Here is a 20,846-nt window from a genome sequence, read left to right as displayed (position 1 = left end):
CAATGATGCACTCCATCTCCAAGCTGGGCGTCGTCGCCCTGGCCGGAACGACCCTCCTCGCGCTCGCCTCCTGCTCGAGCGGAGGCACCGGCAGCGGTGACGCCGACGAGCTCGTCATCTGGATGCCGACACAGGAGGACAGCCAGGGCGAGGCCATGACCGGTCTCATCGATGCGTTCGAGAAGGCGAACCCCGGCACGACCGTCACCCTCGAGCAACGCTCGGTCGACGAGCACAAGACCGCGATGCGTCAGGTCGCTGGAACCGACGCCGGACCCGATATCTACTGGTACTGGGAGGGGTCGGGCCTGGGCGGCGAGCTGATCGATGCCGGCATGAGCCTCGACCTCAGCGACTACTACAGCGAGTACGGCTGGGAGGACCGCTTCACGCCGGCATCCCTCAGCGGCATCACCCAGTACGGCGGCTTCCACGGCGTCCCCTGGAGCCAGCAGGGCGAAGGCATCTACTACAACAAGACGCTCTTCGAGCAGGCGGGCATCACCACGCCGCCGGCAACCTACGACGAGCTGGTCACGGCGGCGCAGAAGCTCGCCGACGCGGGCATCACGCCGATCGAGTTCGGCGGCACCGTCAACTGGGACGTCATGCGACTGCTCGACTCGCTTGTCGAGACTGAGTGCGGCGCAGAGACGGCAGACGAGCTGAACACCGGCGACGGCGATTGGGGCTCCGAGGCCTGCGTCACGGCGGCCTTCACCGAGCTCAAGACCTGGGGCGACGACTTCTTCAACAGCGGCTACCTCGGCATCAACAATGACGACGCGGCCCAGCTCTTCTTCTCGGGCCAGGCGGCCATGTCGCTCGAGGGCACCTGGTACAACTCGCAGGTCGTCGACAACGGACTCGACCCCGCCGAGATCGGGGTCATGATGTTCCCGACCGGAACCGACCGGCTCTACGGCTTCGGCGAAGCCTTCTACATCAACGCGGCCAGCGACAAGGCCGACCTCGCGGCGGAGTTCCTCGATTTCGGCACCTCCGCAGAGGGCCAGGAGATCGTCGGCGATGCCTGGGCCGCCCTGTCCGTGAACAAGGACGTCCCGGTCGACGAGACGAACCCGCTCAACGCGGTCTGGGCCGACCTCTTCAACGCAGCAGACGGCGTCTACACCAACAACGACCAGAACTTCTCTACCGCCGAGACGACCGAGTACTGGCGCATCCAGAACTCGGTGCTCACCGGCGACATCGCACCCGAGGACGCCGGCGCCGAGTTCCAGAAGTTCCGCGACGCGCAGTAGCTGCGACCCCTCCGCGGGGCGGCGACTACCGGAGCGCCGCCCCGCGGACTCGAACCCGAACAGGAAGTCCCATGGCCACTGTCACCCTCGTCACACAGGGACGCCGGAAGCAGCGCAGCAGCACGCCGCGGCATCATCGCTTCGCCTTGGCGCTGCCCTACCTCATCCCCACGGTCGTGCTCTACGGCTGGTTCCTGCTCTACCCGATGCTCGACGCGGTGCGCCTGTCGTTCTTCGAGTGGTCGGGCTTCCGGACGCAGGAAGCGACGTTCGTCGGGCTCGACAACTACATCCGTCTGCTGACGCAGGATGCGGTGTTCTGGACGGCGCTGCGCAACTCGGTCATCTGGGTCATCGCCTCCCTCCTCATCCCGACCGTCATCGCCCTCCTCCTGGCCCTCGGCCTGAACCGCAAGCTCATCGGCCGCAACCTCATGCGCGCGGTCTTCTACATCCCTGCCGTGTTCGCCTCGATCACGGTCGCGGCCATGTGGCGCTGGATCTACAACCCCACTCTCGGCTTCGTCAACCAGGCGCTCACCGCGGTGGGACTGGGCGAGTGGGGGCAGTCGTGGCTGGGTGACCCGCAGTTCGCGCTCGGTTCGGTCTTCGTCGCCAACATCTGGCAGAGCGTGGGCTTCAGCATGGTCCTCTTCCTCGCCGGACTGCAGACCGTGCCGCCCGAGCTCACCGAGGCGGCGAAGCTCGACGGCGCGAACGCCTGGCAGCGCTTTCGCGCCGTCACCATTCCTGCGCTGCGACCCACCACGGTGGTCGTCGTCATCCTCACCATCATTAACTCGCTCAAGGTGTTCGACCTCGTCGTGGGCATGACCGGCGGCGGTCCCGCACAGTCGACACAGGTCCTGGCGCTCTGGTCGTACACGCAGTCGTTCACCAATCACCAATTCGGGATGGGCGGCGCCGTCGCCACCGTCCTGCTGATCGTCACTCTGGCCCTGGTCATCCCGTATCTGGCCTGGTCGATGAAGGGAGAAGACCGATGAGCGTCACCATCGCCCCACGCGTGCTCGATTCGGCGAACGTCGGCCAGACCGCCCCGCGCCGCCCACCGCGCGACTATGTCGGCATCGGCCTGTGGGTGGCGCTCGCCATCACCGCGGCCCTGTGGTTCCTGCCGCTGTTTCTCATGTTCATGACCTCGGTGAAGTCCAAGCCCGACCTCAACACCACACCCCTGTGGGCGTTGCCGTCGTCATGGGAGTTCGGCAACTACGCCGCCGCAATCGACACCGGCGACTTCTGGGTGACGGCCGGCAACAGCCTCCTGATCGCGATCATCAAGGTGCCGCTCGGGCTGGCGATCGCGGCCGCCGCGGCGTATGCCCTCGCCCGCATCCGATTCCGCGGCAGTCGTGGGCTGCTCATGGTGATCGCCGTCGGCTCGATGGTGCCGGTGCAGATCGGGCTCGGCCCGCTGTTCAACACCATGCTCGAGCTCGGGCTGCTCGACTCGCTCTACGGCTTGATCCTGCCCTACCTCGCCTTCGGCATCCCGTACCAGATCTTCGTCCTGTACGGCTTCTTCCGCGGCATCCCCGAAGAACTGGAGGAGTCGGCGCGTATCGACGGCGCCTCGACCTTCCGGATCTTCCGGCAGATCGTGCTGCCGTTGGCCAAACCCGCGCTGGCTGCGCTTTTCGTGCTCGACTTCGTCGCGACGTGGAACGAGTACGCGATGGCGACGACGCTGTTGCGCTCCCAGGGCAATTGGACGATCCCGCTCGCCGTGCAGAGCTTCTCGACCCAGCACGGCACCGATTACGGTCCGATGAACGCCTTCATCTTCATGTCGGCGATCCCGGTGCTGATCGTCTACCTGCTGTTCCAGCGCTACTTCGTGCAGGGGGCTCTCGCCGGCGCCGTGAAGGGCTGATGCTGCGAATCACCCGTGCCCCGATGCAAGGCATCCGCCCCGACACCCCGGTCCGGATGCCGCATACCCGGCGCGTCGCCCGCGATCCCTTGCATCCGCGCACCCGGGGCACCGGCTCAGGACGTCAGCGGCACACCCGTCATCTGTCGCCCCGGCGCCCAGCCGAAGAGGAGCAGCGCCGCAGCGAAACTGATCGGCCCGACCAGGTGGAAGATCTGCGACAGCGCAGACACGTCACCACCCGAGGTGCCGAAGGTGTCGGCGACCGACATCCCGATCGAGAATCCGGCGAACAGCCGCAGGAACAGCGCGGCCCCGATGATCGAGAGGTACAGGATGCCGAGCCGGCGGGGCGTCAGCCATGCCCCTCCCCTCGTCAGCGCGGCGACTGTCACAGCGGCTGCCGCCACCAGCCACACCCCGCCCCACACGGCCACCGACTGTGCAGCCAGCGCCGGATCGAAACCGTCGGCCGCGATCATCTCGGCGTAGATGGCGCTCAACTCGTAGCCGGGCACCTTGGCGAGCGGGTTCCACACCAGCAGATCGAGCGCGCCGAGCACGAGCAACACCGTGATGGACACGAGCCCCGCGATCGCGACCGGCCGCCGCCGGGCGAGCGGCGAAGACCGGTCCTCCAGGACGAGCGGCGTCGAGCGCCAGGCAGCGGCCAGCCCGACCGCGGCGCCGCCGACCGTGAGGCCGACGCCCGCCGCGCTCACCTCCGCTGCCAGGGGATGCGCCGCGGCGAGCGCGAGCAGGAGGATGCCGAACGCGGTGACCGCGAACGCGACCCTCACGACCGCCGATCGCGACAGCGCGGCCGCGCCGATGAAGAGGGCGATGGCGAGCAGCACTCCCCCGAAGAGGGCCACGCTGAGCACGGAGCGTCCGACGGCGAGCGCAAGCTCGATGACAGCCGGAATGGCGACCGCAGGCGAGCCGAGATCCGCCGTCAGCCAGAGCGCGGCCGAGGTCGCTCCGACCGCGGCGAGCAGCGAGACACCCCGCCGGCTCAGCCTCCGCGAAGCGGTGCCTCGGGGCTCACCGGTCAGCATCGGAGCGTCGCGATCCGCGGTGAGCGCGACCGCGATCGCGCCGCGCACGACGTCACCCCGGCGCACCCCGGCTTCGTGAGCCCCCGCGACATCCGCCCGCCACTGCTCGAGATGGCGTGCGCGCGACGCGGCCGGCATCGTCCGGCTCACCGCTCGAAGAACGAGGTCGAGGTCGAGGTTCACGCGATCGCTCCCCTCGCGTCACCGCGGCCACGCCCGGGCTCGGGCTCCTGCCGACGCGCGCGGCGTCGCTGCATCCGCACCGCATGCTCATCGACGGCGGCGCGGGCTGCGGCGAGGCCGTCCGGCGTCAGGCGGTACAGGCGCCGCCGGGGTCCGCTGCGGCTCGGGTCGACCTCCCACTCAGAGGTGACCCACTCCATCGACTCGAGGCGTTCGAGGATCGGGTACACCGTTCCCGCGGGCCGCCCCGTTCTGCTGACGATGCGCAGCCCCCACACTCCGTCGGCCTCGAGGATCAGAATCTCGAGCACGTCCACCGTGGCCGGCGTGATGCGTTTGAGCGGCTGCATGCTCGCACTCTATCTCTATATACCTAGAGATAGAGTGGGAGTCGGGCCGAGATGCAAGGCATCCGTCTCGACACCCCGGCCCGGATGCCGCTCCCCCGGCGCGTCGCACACGATCGCTTGCATCCGCGCACCGGCCGACACAGCGCATCGGCCGACACAGATCAGGGCGGTCCAGGTCAGGGCCGATCGTCGAGCACGCGGCCGATCTCGCGCCGGCTCGACACACCGAGCCGGCGCATGATGTTGGCGACGTGGTAGTCGACGGTCCGTTTCGAGAGGTGCAGGATGCCCGCGATCTCACCACTCGTGTATCCCTGGCCGACGGCTCGGGCGACCTTGCGCTGCTGCTCGGTCAGCCGCGCCGCAGGTTGCCCGCTCCGGTCCCCGAGCATCAGCTCGGCGGTCGATTGCGCCACGATGGCTTCGTACCTCTCGGCCAGCCCCGCCGCTCCCAGGTCGGAGAGTTCGGCGCTGGCCTCTTCATAGGCGGCCAGCGCCCGCACCGGGTCGGGCACCCCGAGCGTGCCGAAGCGGCTGTAGTAGATGCCCGCCACCGTTCGGACCCAGGCCCGGCCCAGCGGATCGAGGTCGGGCGACAGGCGGTCGAGGGAACGCGCGACGGCATCGGCCGCCTCGGGGTGCCGCCCGTCGTACTCGGCCAGGATCGACACGTACGCCCAGTAGTACGCGCTCTGCTCCGCACCCTCCATCCGCGCCCAGATCGCGACGCCGCGGCGGAACTCGTCGATGCGGCCGAGGTGCCACGCGGCCAGCAGGTTCAGCATCCACCACTCGTCGCGCCGGTACGGCCGCCGGTAACCCGGCTCGGCGGCATCCTCGAGCGTCCGCCTCAGCCCGGTCCAGTCGCTTCGCGTGATCGCCACCATCAGTCGGGCGTGCGTCAGCACCATGTGCGCGAGAAACGACGGAGTGTCCCGGCAGAGCAGTTCGGCGCGTTCGAGCACGAGCCCGCCGGCCTCGAGGTCGCCGCGAAGAGCGAGCAGCAGCCCGTGCACGGCCAGAGCCTGCGGCTCGAGCCAGTCGTGTTCCACCGATTCGAGGGGCGCGACGGTCGCGCGCACGACATCCACGGCATCCCGCCACCGGCCCTGCCGGATGCGGACGAACGCGAGCTCGACCTCACCGTGGATCCTCACGCCGGGTCTCCACTCGGGAGCGAGCCGGGCGCCGCGGCCCAGGTTGATCGCTGCTTCACCGAGACGGCCGGCGGTGTGCTCGATGCTGCCGAGGCAGATGAGCGCGAGCGCGTGGTCGGCGGTGAGGGTGTTGCGCATCCGGAGGGGCGCGATCGTCTCGGCGAGGGCGCGGCGTGCGCTCATGCCCCCGCCGGTGTGCAGTTCGACGAGCGCGTCGAGGCCGAGCAGGTCGAAGTGCAGGTACGGGGGAAGCGCGGCCGCGCCCTCGCCGGCATCAGCGGATGCGGTCGCCACCGCGGCACGCGCCGCATCGATGCACTCGCGCGCCCGGACCCAGGCGCCCGAGGCGGCAGCGCCGGTGGCGAGGTAGGTCAGCAGCAACGGCAGCAGGGGCCCCTCCTCGCCGAGAGGGTCGGGGTCCGCTCCCGGGAGGCTGTCGCGGGCGACCGCCGTGATGCGCGACATCGCACTGTCGAGGTCTCCTGCGCCGATTCTCAGCACGGCGAGCACCCCATCGCGGAGGACGCCCGCGGACATCGCGGCGACGTCGGCCCGGTGCGCTTCCAGCAGGTCGGCGCGATACGCCCGGAGCGCGATGGAGCAGGCGAGAGGCAGCCCCTCGGCGTCACCCTGCGCGTGCGCGCTCATCGCGGTGCGCACCGCGACCACGGCCTCGCGCCGCCGCCACGCCGCGCGGGCCTCGATGATGAGCTGGTCCGTCGCCATCTGCTTCCTTCGGTTCGGGTCAGTCTGCCAGGCCCGATGGCCAGGGACACCACACAGCGCCCGGTCGGAATTCGCGTCGCGGCGTCCACCCGGTCGCGAGTAGCATTCGCCGTCACGCCGTGACCGCCGGACGGCTCTCGGGGCGGGAGAGCCGACACGCCGGTTAGGCTGACGGGGTCGTCCAGCCCTCGACGGAAAGAGCTCCCGATGTTCGAGATCATGACCGTCTGCACCGGTAACGTGTGCCGCTCCCCGCTCGCCGAGCAGCTCCTGCGCACGCGTCTGGCGGGACTGCCCGGAGCCGTCACCAGCGGCGGCACCTACGACATGGGCGGTGCGCCGATGCCGGCCGAAGCCCAGCGCCTCGCGGTCGAGAACGGCGTGAGCGCCGAGATGGCCGACGCGCACCGCTCGCAGCTCATCTCGCCGGCGCGCCTGTCGTCGCCGGATCTGATCCTGGCGATGGCGCGCGAGCACCGCCGCAGCATCGTCGAGCTCGCACCCAGCCGCCTGCGCGCGGCGTTCACGCTTCGTGAGTTCGCGCGGCTGGCTGCCGACGCGAGCGACGACGAGATCCGCGGCGCCGCGGATGCGGCAGGCGACGATCCGTCGGCGCGTCTGCGTGCCGCCGTCGCCGCCGTCGCGTCACACCGGGGCATGGCGCTGCCGCCCGAGTCTCCCGACGACGACGACGTCATCGACCCCTACCGCCGCTCGTGGAACACCTACCAGCTGTCGGGGTCGCAGCTCGTACCGGCGATCGACGAGGTCGTCCGTGCCGTCCGTCTGGCCGTCGCCGCCTGACAGGCCCACCGTCCCGCCGACCAGGTCGACTCGCCACCGAACGCGGATCCCGCACCGCGAGCATCCGCAGTTCCTGGCGAACCGACCGAGGACGGGCTGAACCCGGTGCCTACGCTCCGGGATTCCCGCCCGTGCCGTCGCCAGTGCCCCCGCCCGCGCCGTCGTCCCCGCCCGTGCCGTCGCCGCCGCCCGATCCGTCGCCAGTGCCGGAGCCGTCTCCGCCGGTATCCCCTCCGCCGGTGTCGCCGCCCGTGGCGGGATCGCTCGGTGTGGGCTCGGGGGTGACCGTGCCGCCCGTGTCGCTGTTGCCGCTCCCCGTGCCCGGGCTGGTCGACCCGCGGCCGGTGGTGTTCCGCGAGGCCTCGCGCTCGGCGATGATCGCGGCGACCGCCCGTTCGTGGTCGCGGCGCAGGGCGTCGACGAGCGGCGGATACGCGACCATCTCAGCAGCCCCGAGGCCACCGGCGGCCTGCGCGGCAGGCACGGCAGCAGCGGCCGCGGTCACGGCGTCGCGGAACGACGGCAGCGCCTCGGCGTACTCGGTCACCTCTGCCTCCGCGGAGGCCGGGAAGCTCGCGCCCAGCGCCGCGATCGAACCCACGAACGCATCGCGGAGGGCGACGACCTGGCTTCGCACGGCCCGCGTCTGCTCGGTCATCGCCGTCAGCTCATCGGAGCGCTCGCGCACGACGTCGATCTGGGCTCCGACCTGCGCGAGGTCATCCGTGTCGATCGCAGGCCGGGTATATGCGGCGGGAGTCGACGGCACCTCGATCGCGTCGAGTCCGGCCCGGAGGTCGGCGACCGCCTGCACTGCGGCCGCCCGCGCAGACTCGTCGACGTATCCGGCGACTGTCGCGAGCGCGGGCTCGACCCCGTCGGCCTCGGCGCGCGCCTCGGCCATGAGGGTCTCGATGCGGGTGACACCCGACTGCACGGCCTGCTCGCCGTTGGCGAGGGAGGCCTCGTCGACCGAAAGCGCTCGAAGAGCGGATGCCGCGGGGCTGGCGTTCGCGAACTGGATGGCACCGAACACGCCGACCACGGTGACGACGGCGACAGCGAGCACGGCGAACGCGACGTTGAGCCAATCGGTGCGCTTGTGACCGCGACGCGGCATCTTCGGCGCACCCGACTTACCCGCGATGTGCACGGGGCTCGCGGACTGTGCGGCGGCGGCGACCATCGCGACGAGCTGCCCGGTCTCATCGGGTCGGGCGAGTGGGACGGCCTGCTCCATCCGCGGGGGGCCGACGAGCGCGGCGAGGCGGCGCTCGTCGATGATGCTGTCCGCGGCGCGGATGCCGTCGTCGCCCGATCGGCGATCGTCGGTGAAGAGATCGGCGAGAGAGTTCATCCGGAAGTGCCTCGGACTCGGACTCGGGCGCACGGAAAGCGCGCGGATGTCGGTGGAGCGTCTGGTCTCGTGAAAGGATACCCGGCGACACCGACGACAGGAGAAACGTGGAACTCCACGACTACATCCGCATCCTGCGCCGCAACATCGTTCTGATCATCGCGACCACGCTGATCGGCATCGCCGCGGGCGCGGCGTCGGCGCTCCTGACGCCGCCGCGTTACGACGCCACGACTCAGCTGTTCGTGGCGACGCAGTCCTCGGGCGATGCGTCCAACAATGAGCTGCGACAGGGCACCGACTTCGCCCGGCAGGCGGTTCAGAGCTACGTCAACATCATCCCGACGGCGCTCGTCCTCGACCCGGTGATCGCCGATCTCGGCCTCGACGAGAGCGCCGCGCAGCTCGCAGAGCGCGTCTCGGTGTCGGCGACCCAGAACACCGTCGTCATTTCCATCACCGTGTCCGACCCGGGTCCCGAGGGCGCGGCGCGCATCGCCAATGCGATCGCCGACAGCTTCACGACCGTCGTGTCCGAACAGCTCGAGCGCTCGACCGCCGAGCGGCCGAGCCCGGTGCGGATCGAAACGGTCCAGCCGGCCCAGGTGCCGGTCGATCCCGCGGCCCCGAACATGCGCCTCGCGCTCGCCCTCGGCGCGCTGGTGGGTCTCGCCGCGGGTGTCGCCGTCGCGATCCTGCGGGCGGTCGCCGACACCCGCATCCGCACCGTCGAGGACGTCGAGAAGATCGTGCCCGCTCCGCTGCTGGGGGGAATCGCGCTCGATCCGGAGTCGAAGAAGCGGCCCCTCATCGTCGCCGCCTCCGCCCGCGACCCCCGCGCGGAGGCCTTCCGCGCGCTGCGCACGAACGTGCAGTTCCTCACGACGACCGGCGGGCCGCTGGCGTTCGTCGTGACGAGCGCGAACCCGTCGGAGGGGAAGTCCACCACCGCCGCCAATCTCGCGATCGCCTTCGCCGAGGCGGGGTCGAAAGTCGTCCTCGTGGATGCCGATCTGCGGCGCCCGAAGACGGCGGAGTATTTCGGCATCGAGGGCGGCGTGGGACTCTCCGACGTCCTGGTGTCCCGCGCGAGCCTGCTCGACGTGCTCCAGCGGTGGGGCCAGGGGACGCTGTTCATCCTCCCCTCTGGCGCTGTCCCGCCGAATCCCGCGGAACTGCTCGGATCGACCACGATGTCCAAGCTCCTGGACGAGCTGCGAACCGCGTTCGACGTCGTCATCATCGACGCCCCGCCGGTGCTCGCGGTGACGGATGCCGCTGTCGTCGGCCGCGCCGTCGATGGCGTCATCCTCGTCGCGGCGGCGGGCTCCACCACCCGCGCGCGCCTCACCTCGGCGGTGAAGAACATCGAGACCGCCGGATCGCGTATCGCCGGGACCGTCGTGACGATGCTGCCGACGGCGGGTGCCGACAAGACCTCGTACGGCGTTTACGCCTACGTCGCAAAGGGCGATTGATCGTCCGAACCCACCTCTTGTCCGGTACCGGATGAGCCGTGTGGAACAATGACAGAGCCGTCGCACCGGACACTCATAGGGGGAATTACTACGTGGAACTCCGCGATTACCTGCGCATCCTGCACAGGAATTGGATTCTCCTTCTCGCTCTCCTGATCATCGGAACAGGAGCCGGGGCGGCATATGCCCTGCTTCAGACGCCGCGGTACGAGGCATCGACCAGCCTGTACGTCTCGGTCCGCACCGAGGGTGCCGCCACGGGAGAACTCGTGCAGGGCACGACGTTCGCCCGCCAGATGGTCACCAGTTACGTCGACGTCATCCCGACCTCGCTCGTCCTCGATCCGGTGATCGAAGAGCTCGATCTCGACCAGACCGTCGCTCAGCTCGCGTCGCGCATCACGGCGACCACGCCGGTGAACACGGTGCTGATCAATATCGGCGTGACCGACACCGACCCCGAGCTCGCCGCAAGAATCGCGAACGCGACCGCCGACAGCTTCACCACAGCGGTGCAGAACACCATCGAGCGCCCCGCGGACGGTCAGGGGACGAGCCCCGTCCAGGTCACGGTGACCCAGCTCGCGACCGCGCCCGAAGCACCCTCGAGCCCGAACGTCCCGCTGTACATCGCCGTCGGAGCTCTGCTGGGCCTCGCCCTCGGCGTCGGCTTCGCCGTCCTGCGGTCGGTGCTCGACACCCGTATCCACACGCTGCACGACATCGAGCAGCTCACCGACAGGCCCATGCTCGGCGGCATCGCGTTCGACAACGAAGCGTCGAAGCGGCCCCTGATCGTGCACGCCGATCCCCGCAGTCCCCGGGCCGAGTCGTTCCGCACCCTCCGCACGAACCTGCAGTTCCTGAACGTCGAAGACGGCCCGCGCAGCTTCGTCGTCTCGAGCGCCGGCCCCGGCGAGGGCAAGTCGACCACGACCGCGAACCTCGCGATCGCCCTGGCCGAGACCGGCGCCCGGGTCGCGCTCGTCGATGGCGACCTGCGACTCCCCCGCGTCGCCGACTACATGGGCATCGAGGGCGGCGTCGGCCTCACCGACGTCATCATCGGACGCGTCCCGCTGGTCGACGCGCTGCAGAAGTGGGGCCAGAACCAGTTGTTCGTGCTGCCCAGCGGCCCGGTGCCGCCGAACCCGAGCGAGCTGCTGGGGTCGAGCTCGATGGACAACGTGCTCGCGGCGCTCACCGAGCACTTCGACTACGTGCTCATCGACGCGCCGCCGCTGCTGCTCGTCACCGATGCCGCGGTGCTCAGCAAGAAGACCCGCGGTGTCATCATGGTCGCCGCCTCGGGCCGCACGAAGAAGCAGGAGCTGCAGGGAGCGTTCCGCACCCTCGACACAGCCGGCGGAACGCTGCTCGGTGTCGTCGTGACGATGCTCCCGACCAAGGGACCCGACAGCTACGGCTACGGCGCCTATACCTACGGTTCGACGCACGTCGTCGACCAGGCGCCGGTTCAGCTCAGCCGCGCCGACGCCAAAGCCAAGCGGCGAGCGGACCGCGCCGAGTCGACGGGCGTGCGTCGCAGCTGAAGCCCCTGGTTCTCGCTCGAACGAGCCCGCGAAGTCTTAGAGCTTCGCGGGCTCGTTCGTTCACGCGGTGCGATGACTCAGCCCGCGGGACAGACGACGATGCCCGGCGCCTCCGCCAGCGGGGCCGCAGCACCGCACAGGTCGGCTCCGCCCAGGTCGAGTCGGGGGTAGCCGGCGATGTTCTCGGGCGGAGCGTCGAGCAGCGCGACGTGCGCGCCGGACATCACGACGACCGCGACGAGTCCGCCCCAGTGCGTCGCGATCCAGTCGGCCTCGACCGAGGCGACGGCGGCCGCCTGCTCGCGCTGCGTCGCGAGCTCCGTGCCATCCCGACCGGCAGCGGTGACCCCGGCGCTGCTCCCGGAGACGACGAGGCAGCCCGCGAGAGCGGCGGACACCACCACAGATGCCGCGCGCGCGGCGGCTCCCGACCGCCACAGCTGTCGCACTGCCGGGATGAGCGCCGCCACGAGCACGGGAGCGAACGCGAGGATGCCGGGGGCCGGATGCCGCACCCACAGCGGCAGGTGGCCGGCGGTCGACCACCAGCCGACGAAAGCTCCGAATCCGAGCACGGCTGCGGCGGCGAGGTGCGCGCGCGGCTCCGCGGCGAGCGTCGCCCAGAACCGATCGGTGCTCGGCCGGTAGCGCAGCACGAGACCGGCGATCAGCACGACGATCGCGAGCGCGACGGCGGCGACGACGACAGCGGCGGGCAGGTACCAGGACGAGGCGAGGGTCGTCAGCTTCTCGCCGAACGTGGTGTGCGCGACCTGTCCCCCGCTCCGGATGAAGTCGCGGGTCGCGCGCAGGTGGTCGACGAAGCCGCGGGGTCCGAGCGAGATGAAGGCGAAGATCTCGACGAGCACGGTCGGCACCGCCAGGGCGATCGCGGGCGCGATCAGGGCGCGCAGGCGCCGCATCCAGGGCCGCCCGTGCTGGAGCAGCAGCACCGCGACGACGAAGGCGGGGAGCGAGAGCAGGGCGATGTACTTCGCCTGGATCGCGAGTCCGACGAGAAGCCCCGCCAGCCACGGGCGCGTGCGCAGCGCGACGAGCGCCCAGGCGAGCAGGGCGGCTGCCGGTACCTCGCCGAGCACGTCGGCGGGACCCTGGATCGGTGAGGGCAGCGCGGCGGCGGTGAAGGAGAGCGGGACGGCGACGGCGACGAGCGCGCCCCAGCGTCCGCCCATCCGGCGGCCCAGGATGCCGACAGCGACGAGCAGCGCGACGAAATACGCCGCCGGCACGAGACGGCCGCCGACGACCAGGTCGACGCCGGTCGCGAGCACGGCGGCGATCGGCAGGAGCACGACCGGTCCCGTCGAGATGCGCGCGTCGAAGGGCGTCAGCTCGCTGCCCGAGAGGGTGCCGTCGCTGGTGTAGCCGAGTCCTTGGAGGAGGTTGACGGGCACGGTCAGGTTGAACGCCTCGTCCTCCCAGAGCCGCGTGGCCGAGATGCTCTGCCAGAGGACGATCCCGTGGGCGGCGACGAGAAGCGCCGCGACGATCCAGAATGCGACGGCCCGGAGCGTGCGGGTCACGTCAGGCCTCCCGGCGAGCCTGCTCGCGCACGCCGCGCATGGGGGCAGCCGGGCGCAGCGAGAGCCGCCACAGCTCGATCAAGGCGTCGCGCGCGAAGGCCCGCAGGCGCGGCGGCGGCAGCATCGGCTGTCCGCTGGTCCCCCACATCGTGCCGGTCGTCTCAGCGCCGCGGCGCGGAAGACTCCGAACGGCGACGTAACGCACGCTCATGCGCCCGCGCGCTTCCGCGAGCGAGAAGTGCACGTGCGGCACGAGCGCATCGGCGCCGACGGCGTCGAGCAGCGTCGCGATCACCTCGGGCCGGTAGGCGCGGAGCGGGGTGTTGATGTCAGGCACTGCGCGTCCCGCGAATGGGCGGACGATGAGCCGCAGGCCGGCGCTCAGCATACGGCGGTACCAGGGATCATCGCGGCCGCGGCGCACGCCGTGCACGACGTCTGCGCCCTCCGACTCCACAGCCCCCACGACACGTGCGATGTCCTCGCCGGTGAACTGCCCGTCGCCGTCCACGTGGACGATGAGGTCCGCTGATGTCGCGAGCCCGGCACGGTAGGCGGCGAGCGCGGTGGGGCCGTGTCCGCGGTTGGCGGGCTGGGTCTGCACCTCGACGCCGGGCAGCTCGAGGTGCGCGACGACAGACGCGGTGGCGTCCGTCGATCGGTCGTCGGCCACGATGATGTCGAGGCGGTCGCAACGCGACGCGAGATGCTCGTGGATCTCCTCGAGGAACCCGGCGATCCCGTCGGCCTCGTTGTACGCGGGCATGACGATGGCGATATGCGTGAAACTCACGTGGCTCCCCGTGCTTTCCGGTGATGTCCCCGGGCGCGGACAACGCCTGTAGCCTAGTCGAGCCATGTCACTGCCCCCTCGCGTGAAGCGCGCTGCCGCTCTGAGCGCGCGCTTCCTCACCGTCGGCGGCATCAGCACTCTCATCGAGGTCGTCACCTTCAACATCCTGCTGTTCGGGCTCGGCTGGGATGCCGTCGCCGCGAAGGTCGTCGCGTCGCTCGTGGCTCTCGTGAACGCCTACTTCGGCAACCGGCAATGGACGTTCAAAGACCGTGCCCGTCGGCGTCGCTGGGTCGAGATCACACTGTTCGTGATCGTCAACGCCGTCTGCACCGCGCTCGGTGCGCTCCTCGTGTGGGGCGGAGTCGAGGCGGCATCCGCTCTGCTCGGACGCCCCGCCGGACCATTCGTCGTGAACGTCGTCAACCTCGTGAGCATCGTCGTCGTCGTGCTCGCCCGCTTCGGCTTCTATCACTCGGTCGTCTTCCGGGCCTCACCCGCCGAGCGGGCCGCGCGCTAGCCCGACCGCCACCGAGGACGCATCCCCCCGCCGAGGACGCACCTCCCGCGGTGCGTGCTCGCGTCGACGGTGCGCGTTCGCGTCCCACGCCGCATCTCGCGCCGACTGCGAACGCGCGAGTCCCCGCGACCGCCGTCCGGCCGCGGGGACTCGTGCTCGTGCTCGTGCTCGGTCAGTCCCCCATCGAGATGCCGGTGAAGTCGATCCACCAGCTCTTCGGCTGCTCGTAGCCGGTGACGGCCGACGACATCGCACGGGGCGCGGTGTCGTTGACGACGAACAGCCATGCGGCGTCCTCGGTCACGAGATGGCCGACCTCGGTCAGCAGCGCGGCGCGCTCCTCGTCGTCGACCGTGGTGAGCGCCTGGTCGTACAGCGCCTCGGCCTCGGGGTTGCAGTATCCGAAGAAGTTGCCGTCGCAGCCGAACCAGAAACCGTTCCAGCTCGAGGGCTGCTCGAGGCTGAAGGCCTGGTTGGCGGCCTGCCAGCCGGTGTCGCCTTCGCCGAGCTTGGCGTACATGCCCGAGAAGTCGACGGGCTCGAGCGAGACGTTGATGCCGACGGCCGCGAGCTGCGTCTGCAGCGCCTCGTTCATCGACTTCGCCTGCATCGCTCCCGAGCCGGCGGTGATGTAGCCGACCGTGACGTCGAGCCCGTCCGGGTAGCCGGCCTCGGCGAGCAGTGCCTTCGCCTTCTCGGGGTCGTAGTCGTAGAGGTCGTCGTCCTCGGTGTAGTACAGGCTCGCGCTGGCGAACATCTGGTGCGCCGGCACGGCTGTGCCGTGCAGCAGGTCGTCGGCGATGGCCTCGCGGTCGATGGCGTAGTTCATCGCCTGGCGCACCCGAATGTCGTCGAACGGCGCCTCACCGGTCATGAGCTGCCACGACCACTCCCAGTCGAAGGCGTTGCCGGTGGCGACGAAGCCGGCCGACTCGAGGCTGGCGAGGTCGTCGGGCTGAGCCGCCTCGATCCAGTCGACGCGGCCCGAGCGGAGGGCGGCCGTGCGGGCGGACGGGTCGGGGATGAGCTCGACCGTCAGCCGGTCGAGCTGGGGCACCTCGCCCCAGTAGTCGTCGTTGCGGACGAACGAGATCGACTGGTTCTGCTGCAGCTCGTCGAACACGAACGGGCCGGTGCCGACGGGGTTCGTGGCCTGACCTGCGGCGCCGTCCTCGTCGAGCGAGGTGGGGCTGGCGAAGTAGACGTTGTAAAGGTCGGCGAGGAAGAACGCGAAAGGCTGGTTGAGGGTGAACGTCACCGTCATGTCGTCGACCTTCTCGACCGAGTCGACGAAGTTCAGCACCGTGTAATAGGTGATGAGAACGGGGTCGTAGTTCGGATCGGTCTCATCCATGTACCGGTTGATGTTGTAGATGAGCGCGTCGGCGTCCCAATCGGTGCCGTCGTGGAAGGTGACGCCATCCTGCAGGGTAAAGGTGTAGCTGAGGCCGTCGTCTGCGACCTCCCACGACGACGCGAGAGCGGGGGCCACCCCGGCGGGCGCGTTGGGGTCGGAGACGTCGCGCTTGGTGAGACCCTCGTAGACGAGGTTGCCGATCAGTCGCTGCCCCTCGTAGCCGGCGGTCGTGATGGCGCCGGTGTCGAGGCTCGGGAACGACGCCATCTGCGAGCCGATGACGAGCGTCTGCTCGCCGTCCTCCGACGACGAGGTGCCGGCTGCGCACGACGACAGGGCGAGGGCGGCGGCGAGGGCGACGGTGACGCCGAGCAGCGTCCGGCGTCGCGGTGAGGTGAGGGATGGCATGGTTCTCCTGGAGGTGGAGGCCACGTCGCAACGGGGCCGGTGAGTGGGTGCGGGGTGTGGTGCCTTCAGGCGGGGATCGGGTGACGTGCCGCCAGAAGCTCTCGGGTGTACGCGTCCGACGGTGCGCTCAGCACGTCGGCGGTGCGGCCGCCCTCGACCGCGCGGCCGCGGTTGAGGACGAGCAGGTCGTCGGCGATGTGCTCGACGACGGCCAGGTCGTGGGTGATGAAGAACATGGCCACGCCGAGCTCGGACTGCAGCTCGGCGAAGGTGTTGAGCACCTGCGCCTGCACCGACTTGTCGAGCGCCGAGACCGCTTCGTCGCAGACGAGGAGCTTGGGTCGTCCGGCGATGGCGCGGGCGATGGCGATGCGCTGCGCCTGCCCGCCCGACAGCTCGTGCGGGTAGGCGTGGGCATAGTCCTCGGAGAGGCTGACGGTCTGCAGCAGGTCGTTGATGCGCCCCCGCCACTCGCGCCGGGCGATGCCCTGCGCCGACAGCTGGAACGACAGGCTCTCCCCCACCGTCGCGGTGGGGTTCAGGGCGTTGCGCGGGTCCTGCGGCACCAGTTGGAAATCGCGCCGAGCACGTCGCAGCTGGGTGCGGCTGAGCGCGAACAGGTCGCGGCCGGCGAGCCGCACGGTGCCGGCATCCGGCCTCATCAGGCGCATGACGATGCGGCCGAGCGTCGACTTGCCGCTGCCCGACTCGCCGACGATGCCGAGCGTGCGGCCGAGTTCGATGCGGAAGTCCACGCCGTGCAGCGCGGTGAAGTCGCCGAACGTCTTGACGATTCCCTGGCCTTCGAGGATGGCGCTCACTGGGCGAACTCGCTTTCTGCCGCGACGGCGTGACCGGGGGCGACCTCGAGCAGCGGGCCCCAATCGCGGCGCGACCGCACCGCTTCGGGCACGACGGCGAGCTGTCCGCGGGGGACGCCCGCGGAGGGCTCGGCCGCGAGCAGCGCGCGGGTGTAGTCGTGGCGGGGCGAGCCGAGCAGCGCCGGCGCGAAACCGAGCTCGACGATCTGGCCGCCCAGCATGACGGCGACGCGGTCGTGCGGCTGCGACGCGATGCGTGCGGCGATCCCGATGTCGTGGGTGATGAAGAGGATGGCGGTGTGCAGCCGGTGCCGCAGGTCGTCGAGCAGCCCGACCACGTGGGCTCCGACCGAGGCGTCGAGCGCGCTCGAGGGCTCGTCCGCGACGATGAGCTCGGGTCCGCAGCTGATCGCGATGGCGATCGCGATGCGCTGCCGCATCCCGCCCGACACCTCGTGCGGGTAGCAGCGGATGACGCGACGCGGCTCGCGGATCTGCACCTGATCGAGCAGTTCGACGGCACGCTCCTTCGCCGAGGCCCGGGTCGCGACCTGCCGGTGCTGCAGCAGCGTCTCGGCGATCTGGGCGCCGATCTGGCGCATCGGGTCGAGCGACGAATTGGGGTCCTGCGGCACGACGCCGATGCGGTCTCCGTGGAGCGCCCGCAGCTGGGCGCGCGATCCGGCCACCAGGTCGACGCCGTCGAACACAGCACTGCCGGTCACCGTGGCGCTCGGCGGAGCGAGGCCGGTGATGGCCCGCGCGAACACGGTCTTGCCGCTGCCCGATTCGCCGAGCAGCACGGTGACCTGGCCGCGCTCGAGCCCGAGCCCGATGCCGTCGATGACGGTGCTGGGGGTCTTGCCCGGGCGCGGGAACGAGACCCGGATGTCGGTGGCGTCCAGCACGAGCGGCACCGTCGGCGCGAGACCGCCGGCGGGGACGGTGGCGAGCAGATCGCTCATGACTGGCCTCCCTTTCCGGCGATCGCGTCGCGCAGGCCGTCGCCGACGAGGGGGAAGAGCATCGACAGCATGAGGATGACGACGACCGGCGCGAGCGCGAGCGACACGTCGGTGTAGACCGCCGCCTGCATCTCGAACAGGATCGAGCCGAGCTCGGGCTGCGGCGACGGCACCCCGAGGCCGATGAACCCGAGTCCGCCCGCGATCGCGACGTTGGCCCCGACGAGCGACGTCGAGTACGCGAGCACCGCCGGCAGGGCCACGGGGATGATCTGGCGCACGAGGATGTCGATGTCGGTCGCCCCGCTCGACCGCGCCGCGGTGACGAAGTCGAGGTCGCGGATGCGGGCGACCTCGGTCTCGGCTATGCGCGCGACCGGAGCGATCCAGACGAGCGTCAGGGCGAGGATGAGGGTGCCGAGTCCGACGCCGAGCGAGATCGCGAGGAGCAGCGCGAGCAGCACCCCGGGAAAGGCGAAGAGCAGGTCGACGCCGCGCATCAGGATCGTGTTGACCGTCTTGTTGGCGAGTCCCGCGATCGTGCCGATCGCGAGTCCGAGCACGGTCGCGATCACGATCGGCACCACGCCGGCGACGAGCGAGGTGCGGGTGCCGTACAGCAGGCGACTCAGCATGTCGCGGCCCTGCGTGTCGGTGCCCAGCAGATGCCCGTCGGTGAGGAACGGCGAGAGCCGGGCCGACAGGTCGCCCCCGAGCGGGTCGGCGATCGGGAGCAGCGGTGCGGTGACGGCGAACACGGCCAGCAGCAGGATGATCGACAGCGCGACACGGCTGCGCAGCGGCATCCGTCGGAGAATCGAGCGGCGGCGGAAGCGGGGAGCTGCCTCGATCGGCACCCGCTCCTTAATGAGGATGGAGGTCACGCGCGTCCCTTTCTGATCCGCGGGTCGAGCAGGGCGTTGATGACGTCGGCGAGCAGCAGCACGACGACGAAGATGACGGCGATGAGCAGGGCGACGGCCTGCACGAGCGTGTAATCGCGCAGCCCCACCGACTGGACGACGAGCGCGCCGAGACCGGGGATGCTGAAGATCTGCTCGACGAAGAGGGCGCCGCCCAGCATCGTGCCGACCTGGATGCCCAGCACGGTGATCATGGGTGGCAGCGCGTTGTGGTGAGCGTGCACCGTGATGCGCCACGGTGAGAGCCCGCGGGCGCGGAGCGTCGGCAGCAGCTCGGACGCCGACAGGGTCGAGATCGAGGTCTTCAGCGACCGGGCCATCTGCGCGCCAGGCGCGAGGGCGAGGGCGATCGCGGGAAGCGCGAGGTGCGTCAGCACGTCGACCGGCGACCCGTCCCCGCGCGTGCTGATGCCGCCCGCGGGGAAGAGCGGCACCAGCACCGCGAAAGCGATGAGCAGCAGCAGGGCAACGGTGTACTGCGGCGCCGACAGGAACAGCGCCTCGGCGGCGTCGACGGTTCGGCGCAGTCCACGCCACGGCGACGTCGCCAGGTTGCCCATCACGATCGCCAGGAGGATGGCGATGACGCTCGCGGCGGTGCCCAGAAGCAGGGTGTTCTGCAGCGCCGGGCCGATGATCTCGGTGACCGGGCGGCCCTGGCTGTACGAGTACCCGAGGTCGCCCGAGAACAGATGCCCGAGCCAGATCGTGAACTGGGCCAGGAGGGGCTGGTCGAGTCCCATCACCGTGCGCAGCCGCGCCCGCTCGTCGGGCGTACTGTCGGTACCGAGGATCGTGAGCGCCGGGTCGCCCGGAATGGCTCGGATCGCGAAGAACACGACGATCGCGATGAACAGCGCCGTGACGATCGTCATCGCGAGCCGTCCGACGACGAGCCGGATGAGCCGGTTTTGCGCTATGGCTTTGTAGTCCATAATTGGAATTAGTAGTGGAGCGGTGTTACGGCCGGGTTTCCGAACCGTGAAAGTGTCGAACACGGCACCGTGACACGACGCCCCGTTAGCATCGACGAAACCGGCACCGCGCGGCTGCGCGCTCCCACCGCCGGCGAAAGGACTGAGATGGCCCTGCGGCACGCGATCCTCGCAGCACTCTCGCGCGGTCGCCCGCGCACCGGGTACGACCTCAACGCGAGCTTCAACGACGTCAACGACCGGGCATGGCACGCCAGCCCGTCGCAGGTCTACTCCGAGCTCGCGAAGATGGAGGGCCTCGGCCTCATCGACATCACGGAGCGCACGGAGCGCGGGCGCACGAGTTACGTCATCAACGATCAGGGTCTCGACGAGCTCCGTCGCTGGCTGCTGCACGACCAGCCCGATCACGGCATCCGCGACGACGCGTCGTTGCGCCTGCTCAACCTCTGGGTGCTCGACCCGGGCGACGCCGACCGTCTACTCGACGCCGAGGTCGCCTTCCAGCGCCAGCGCCAGTTCAGCCTGCGGCACCTGCTGCTCAACTGGGACGACGATCGCGAAGACCCCGACAGTGCCGTGTGGCGAAGCCGCCGGGCGCTCTACACGCTGTGGCTGCGCCAGACCGACCTGATGCTCGAGTGGCTCGACGAGCTGCGAGCCGTGCTCCACGATCCTGCGACCCCGTTCCCCGAGCTGGTGACGGGCGCGGTCCCCGAGAAGGTCTGACTCCTCGCGACCGCGCCCGCCCG

The 20,846-nt window shown here is 70.2% G+C and carries 19 protein-coding genes; 8 read left to right on the top strand and 11 right to left on the bottom strand.

Going from position 1 to position 20,846, the window contains the following annotated elements; genetic code table 11:
* The first annotated feature begins 5 nt into the window (after window positions 1-5).
* From MTS1_RS12140 to MTS1_RS12130, 3 genes are all read left to right on the top strand, one after another.
* Complete coding sequence (locus tag MTS1_RS12140) at window positions 6-1,265, top strand: ABC transporter substrate-binding protein (protein ID WP_023954239.1); 1,260 nt, start codon at window positions 6-8, stop codon at window positions 1,263-1,265.
* Between the two features lie 71 nt (window positions 1,266-1,336).
* A complete protein-coding gene (locus MTS1_RS12135; RefSeq protein WP_023954237.1) occupies window positions 1,337-2,272 on the top strand; it encodes a carbohydrate ABC transporter permease in 936 nt (311 codons plus the stop codon).
* A complete protein-coding gene (locus MTS1_RS12130) occupies window positions 2,269-3,162 on the top strand; it encodes a carbohydrate ABC transporter permease (protein WP_023954235.1) in 894 nt (297 codons plus the stop codon). The genes MTS1_RS12135 and MTS1_RS12130 overlap by 4 nt, the downstream gene beginning before the upstream one ends.
* 116 nt (window positions 3,163-3,278) lie before the next feature.
* Here MTS1_RS12130 and MTS1_RS12125 read toward each other — a convergent pair whose 3' ends face one another.
* The 3 genes from MTS1_RS12125 to MTS1_RS12115 form a co-directional block, all read right to left on the bottom strand.
* The gene (locus MTS1_RS12125) at window positions 3,279-4,403 is read right to left on the bottom strand and encodes a hypothetical protein (protein ID WP_023954233.1); all 1,125 of its coding nucleotides are present in this window, start codon (window positions 4,401-4,403) and stop codon (window positions 3,279-3,281) included.
* Complete coding sequence (locus MTS1_RS12120; RefSeq protein ID WP_023954231.1) at window positions 4,400-4,753, bottom strand: PadR family transcriptional regulator; 354 nt, start codon at window positions 4,751-4,753, stop codon at window positions 4,400-4,402. Before MTS1_RS12120 ends, MTS1_RS12125 begins: the two co-directional genes overlap by 4 nt.
* A 176-nt stretch (window positions 4,754-4,929) precedes the next feature.
* Entirely contained in the window at window positions 4,930-6,636 is a 1,707-nt protein-coding gene (locus MTS1_RS12115) for a LuxR family transcriptional regulator (protein WP_023954229.1), read from the bottom strand.
* A gap of 207 nt (window positions 6,637-6,843) precedes the next feature.
* On the opposite strand from MTS1_RS12115, the gene MTS1_RS12110 reads away from it, so the two are divergent.
* Window positions 6,844-7,440 carry a low molecular weight phosphatase family protein gene (locus MTS1_RS12110; protein ID WP_023954227.1) on the top strand — a complete coding sequence of 199 codons (597 nt, stop codon included), beginning with the start codon at window positions 6,844-6,846 and terminating at the stop codon, window positions 7,438-7,440.
* A 109-nt stretch (window positions 7,441-7,549) separates the two neighbouring features.
* Here the strand turns inward: MTS1_RS12110 and MTS1_RS16720 are convergent, their stop codons facing one another.
* Window positions 7,550-8,797 (bottom strand): hypothetical protein, encoded by a 1,248-nt coding sequence (locus MTS1_RS16720; RefSeq protein WP_023954225.1) that lies wholly within the window; start codon window positions 8,795-8,797, stop codon window positions 7,550-7,552.
* Window positions 8,798-8,904: 107 nt separating this feature from the next.
* Between MTS1_RS16720 and MTS1_RS12100 the strand changes: the two genes are divergently transcribed.
* Window positions 8,905-10,275: a polysaccharide biosynthesis tyrosine autokinase gene (locus MTS1_RS12100; RefSeq protein WP_023954223.1), complete on the top strand. Its 1,371-nt coding sequence runs from the start codon at window positions 8,905-8,907 to the stop codon at window positions 10,273-10,275.
* 92 nt (window positions 10,276-10,367) lie between these two features.
* Window positions 10,368-11,828 carry a polysaccharide biosynthesis tyrosine autokinase gene (locus tag MTS1_RS12095; RefSeq protein ID WP_036304785.1) on the top strand — a complete coding sequence of 487 codons (1,461 nt, stop codon included), beginning with the start codon at window positions 10,368-10,370 and terminating at the stop codon, window positions 11,826-11,828.
* Window positions 11,829-11,905: 77 nt separating this feature from the next.
* Here the strand turns inward: MTS1_RS12095 and MTS1_RS12090 are convergent, their stop codons facing one another.
* Together MTS1_RS12090 and MTS1_RS12085 are read right to left on the bottom strand one after the other, a co-directional pair.
* Entirely contained in the window at window positions 11,906-13,372 is a 1,467-nt protein-coding gene (locus MTS1_RS12090) for a hypothetical protein (RefSeq protein WP_023954219.1), read from the bottom strand.
* Between the two features lies 1 nt (window position 13,373).
* Window positions 13,374-14,165 carry a glycosyltransferase family 2 protein gene (locus MTS1_RS12085; protein WP_023954217.1) on the bottom strand — a complete coding sequence of 264 codons (792 nt, stop codon included), beginning with the start codon at window positions 14,163-14,165 and terminating at the stop codon, window positions 13,374-13,376.
* Window positions 14,166-14,229: 64 nt separating this feature from the next.
* Here MTS1_RS12085 and MTS1_RS16150 point away from each other — a divergent pair, with 64 nt between their 5' ends.
* Window positions 14,230-14,685, top strand: a complete 456-nt coding sequence (locus tag MTS1_RS16150; protein WP_023954215.1) for a GtrA family protein — start codon at window positions 14,230-14,232, stop codon at window positions 14,683-14,685.
* A 172-nt stretch (window positions 14,686-14,857) separates the two neighbouring features.
* Here MTS1_RS16150 and MTS1_RS12075 read toward each other — a convergent pair whose 3' ends face one another.
* The 5 genes from MTS1_RS12075 to MTS1_RS12055 form a co-directional block, all read right to left on the bottom strand.
* Window positions 14,858-16,450 (bottom strand): ABC transporter substrate-binding protein, encoded by a 1,593-nt coding sequence (locus MTS1_RS12075; RefSeq protein ID WP_023954213.1) that lies wholly within the window; start codon window positions 16,448-16,450, stop codon window positions 14,858-14,860.
* Between the two features lie 65 nt (window positions 16,451-16,515).
* Window positions 16,516-17,271 carry an ABC transporter ATP-binding protein gene (locus MTS1_RS12070; RefSeq protein ID WP_023954211.1) on the bottom strand — a complete coding sequence of 252 codons (756 nt, stop codon included), beginning with the start codon at window positions 17,269-17,271 and terminating at the stop codon, window positions 16,516-16,518.
* Complete coding sequence (locus MTS1_RS12065; protein WP_023954209.1) at window positions 17,268-18,236, bottom strand: ABC transporter ATP-binding protein; 969 nt, start codon at window positions 18,234-18,236, stop codon at window positions 17,268-17,270. Before MTS1_RS12065 ends, MTS1_RS12070 begins: the two co-directional genes overlap by 4 nt.
* Complete coding sequence (locus MTS1_RS12060; protein WP_023954207.1) at window positions 18,233-19,120, bottom strand: ABC transporter permease; 888 nt, start codon at window positions 19,118-19,120, stop codon at window positions 18,233-18,235. Before MTS1_RS12060 ends, MTS1_RS12065 begins: the two co-directional genes overlap by 4 nt.
* Window positions 19,117-20,094, bottom strand: a complete 978-nt coding sequence (locus MTS1_RS12055; protein WP_023954205.1) for an ABC transporter permease — start codon at window positions 20,092-20,094, stop codon at window positions 19,117-19,119. Before MTS1_RS12055 ends, MTS1_RS12060 begins: the two co-directional genes overlap by 4 nt.
* Window positions 20,095-20,241: 147 nt before the next feature.
* On the opposite strand from MTS1_RS12055, the gene MTS1_RS16145 reads away from it, so the two are divergent.
* Window positions 20,242-20,823 (top strand): PadR family transcriptional regulator, encoded by a 582-nt coding sequence (locus MTS1_RS16145; RefSeq protein ID WP_023954203.1) that lies wholly within the window; start codon window positions 20,242-20,244, stop codon window positions 20,821-20,823.
* The last annotated feature ends 23 nt before the right edge of the window (window positions 20,824-20,846 follow it).

Source organism: Microbacterium sp. TS-1 (assembly GCF_000509385.1).
Lineage (GTDB): Bacteria > Actinomycetota > Actinomycetes > Actinomycetales > Microbacteriaceae > Microbacterium > Microbacterium arborescens.
This window is presented reverse-complemented; position numbering and strand designations above follow the sequence as displayed.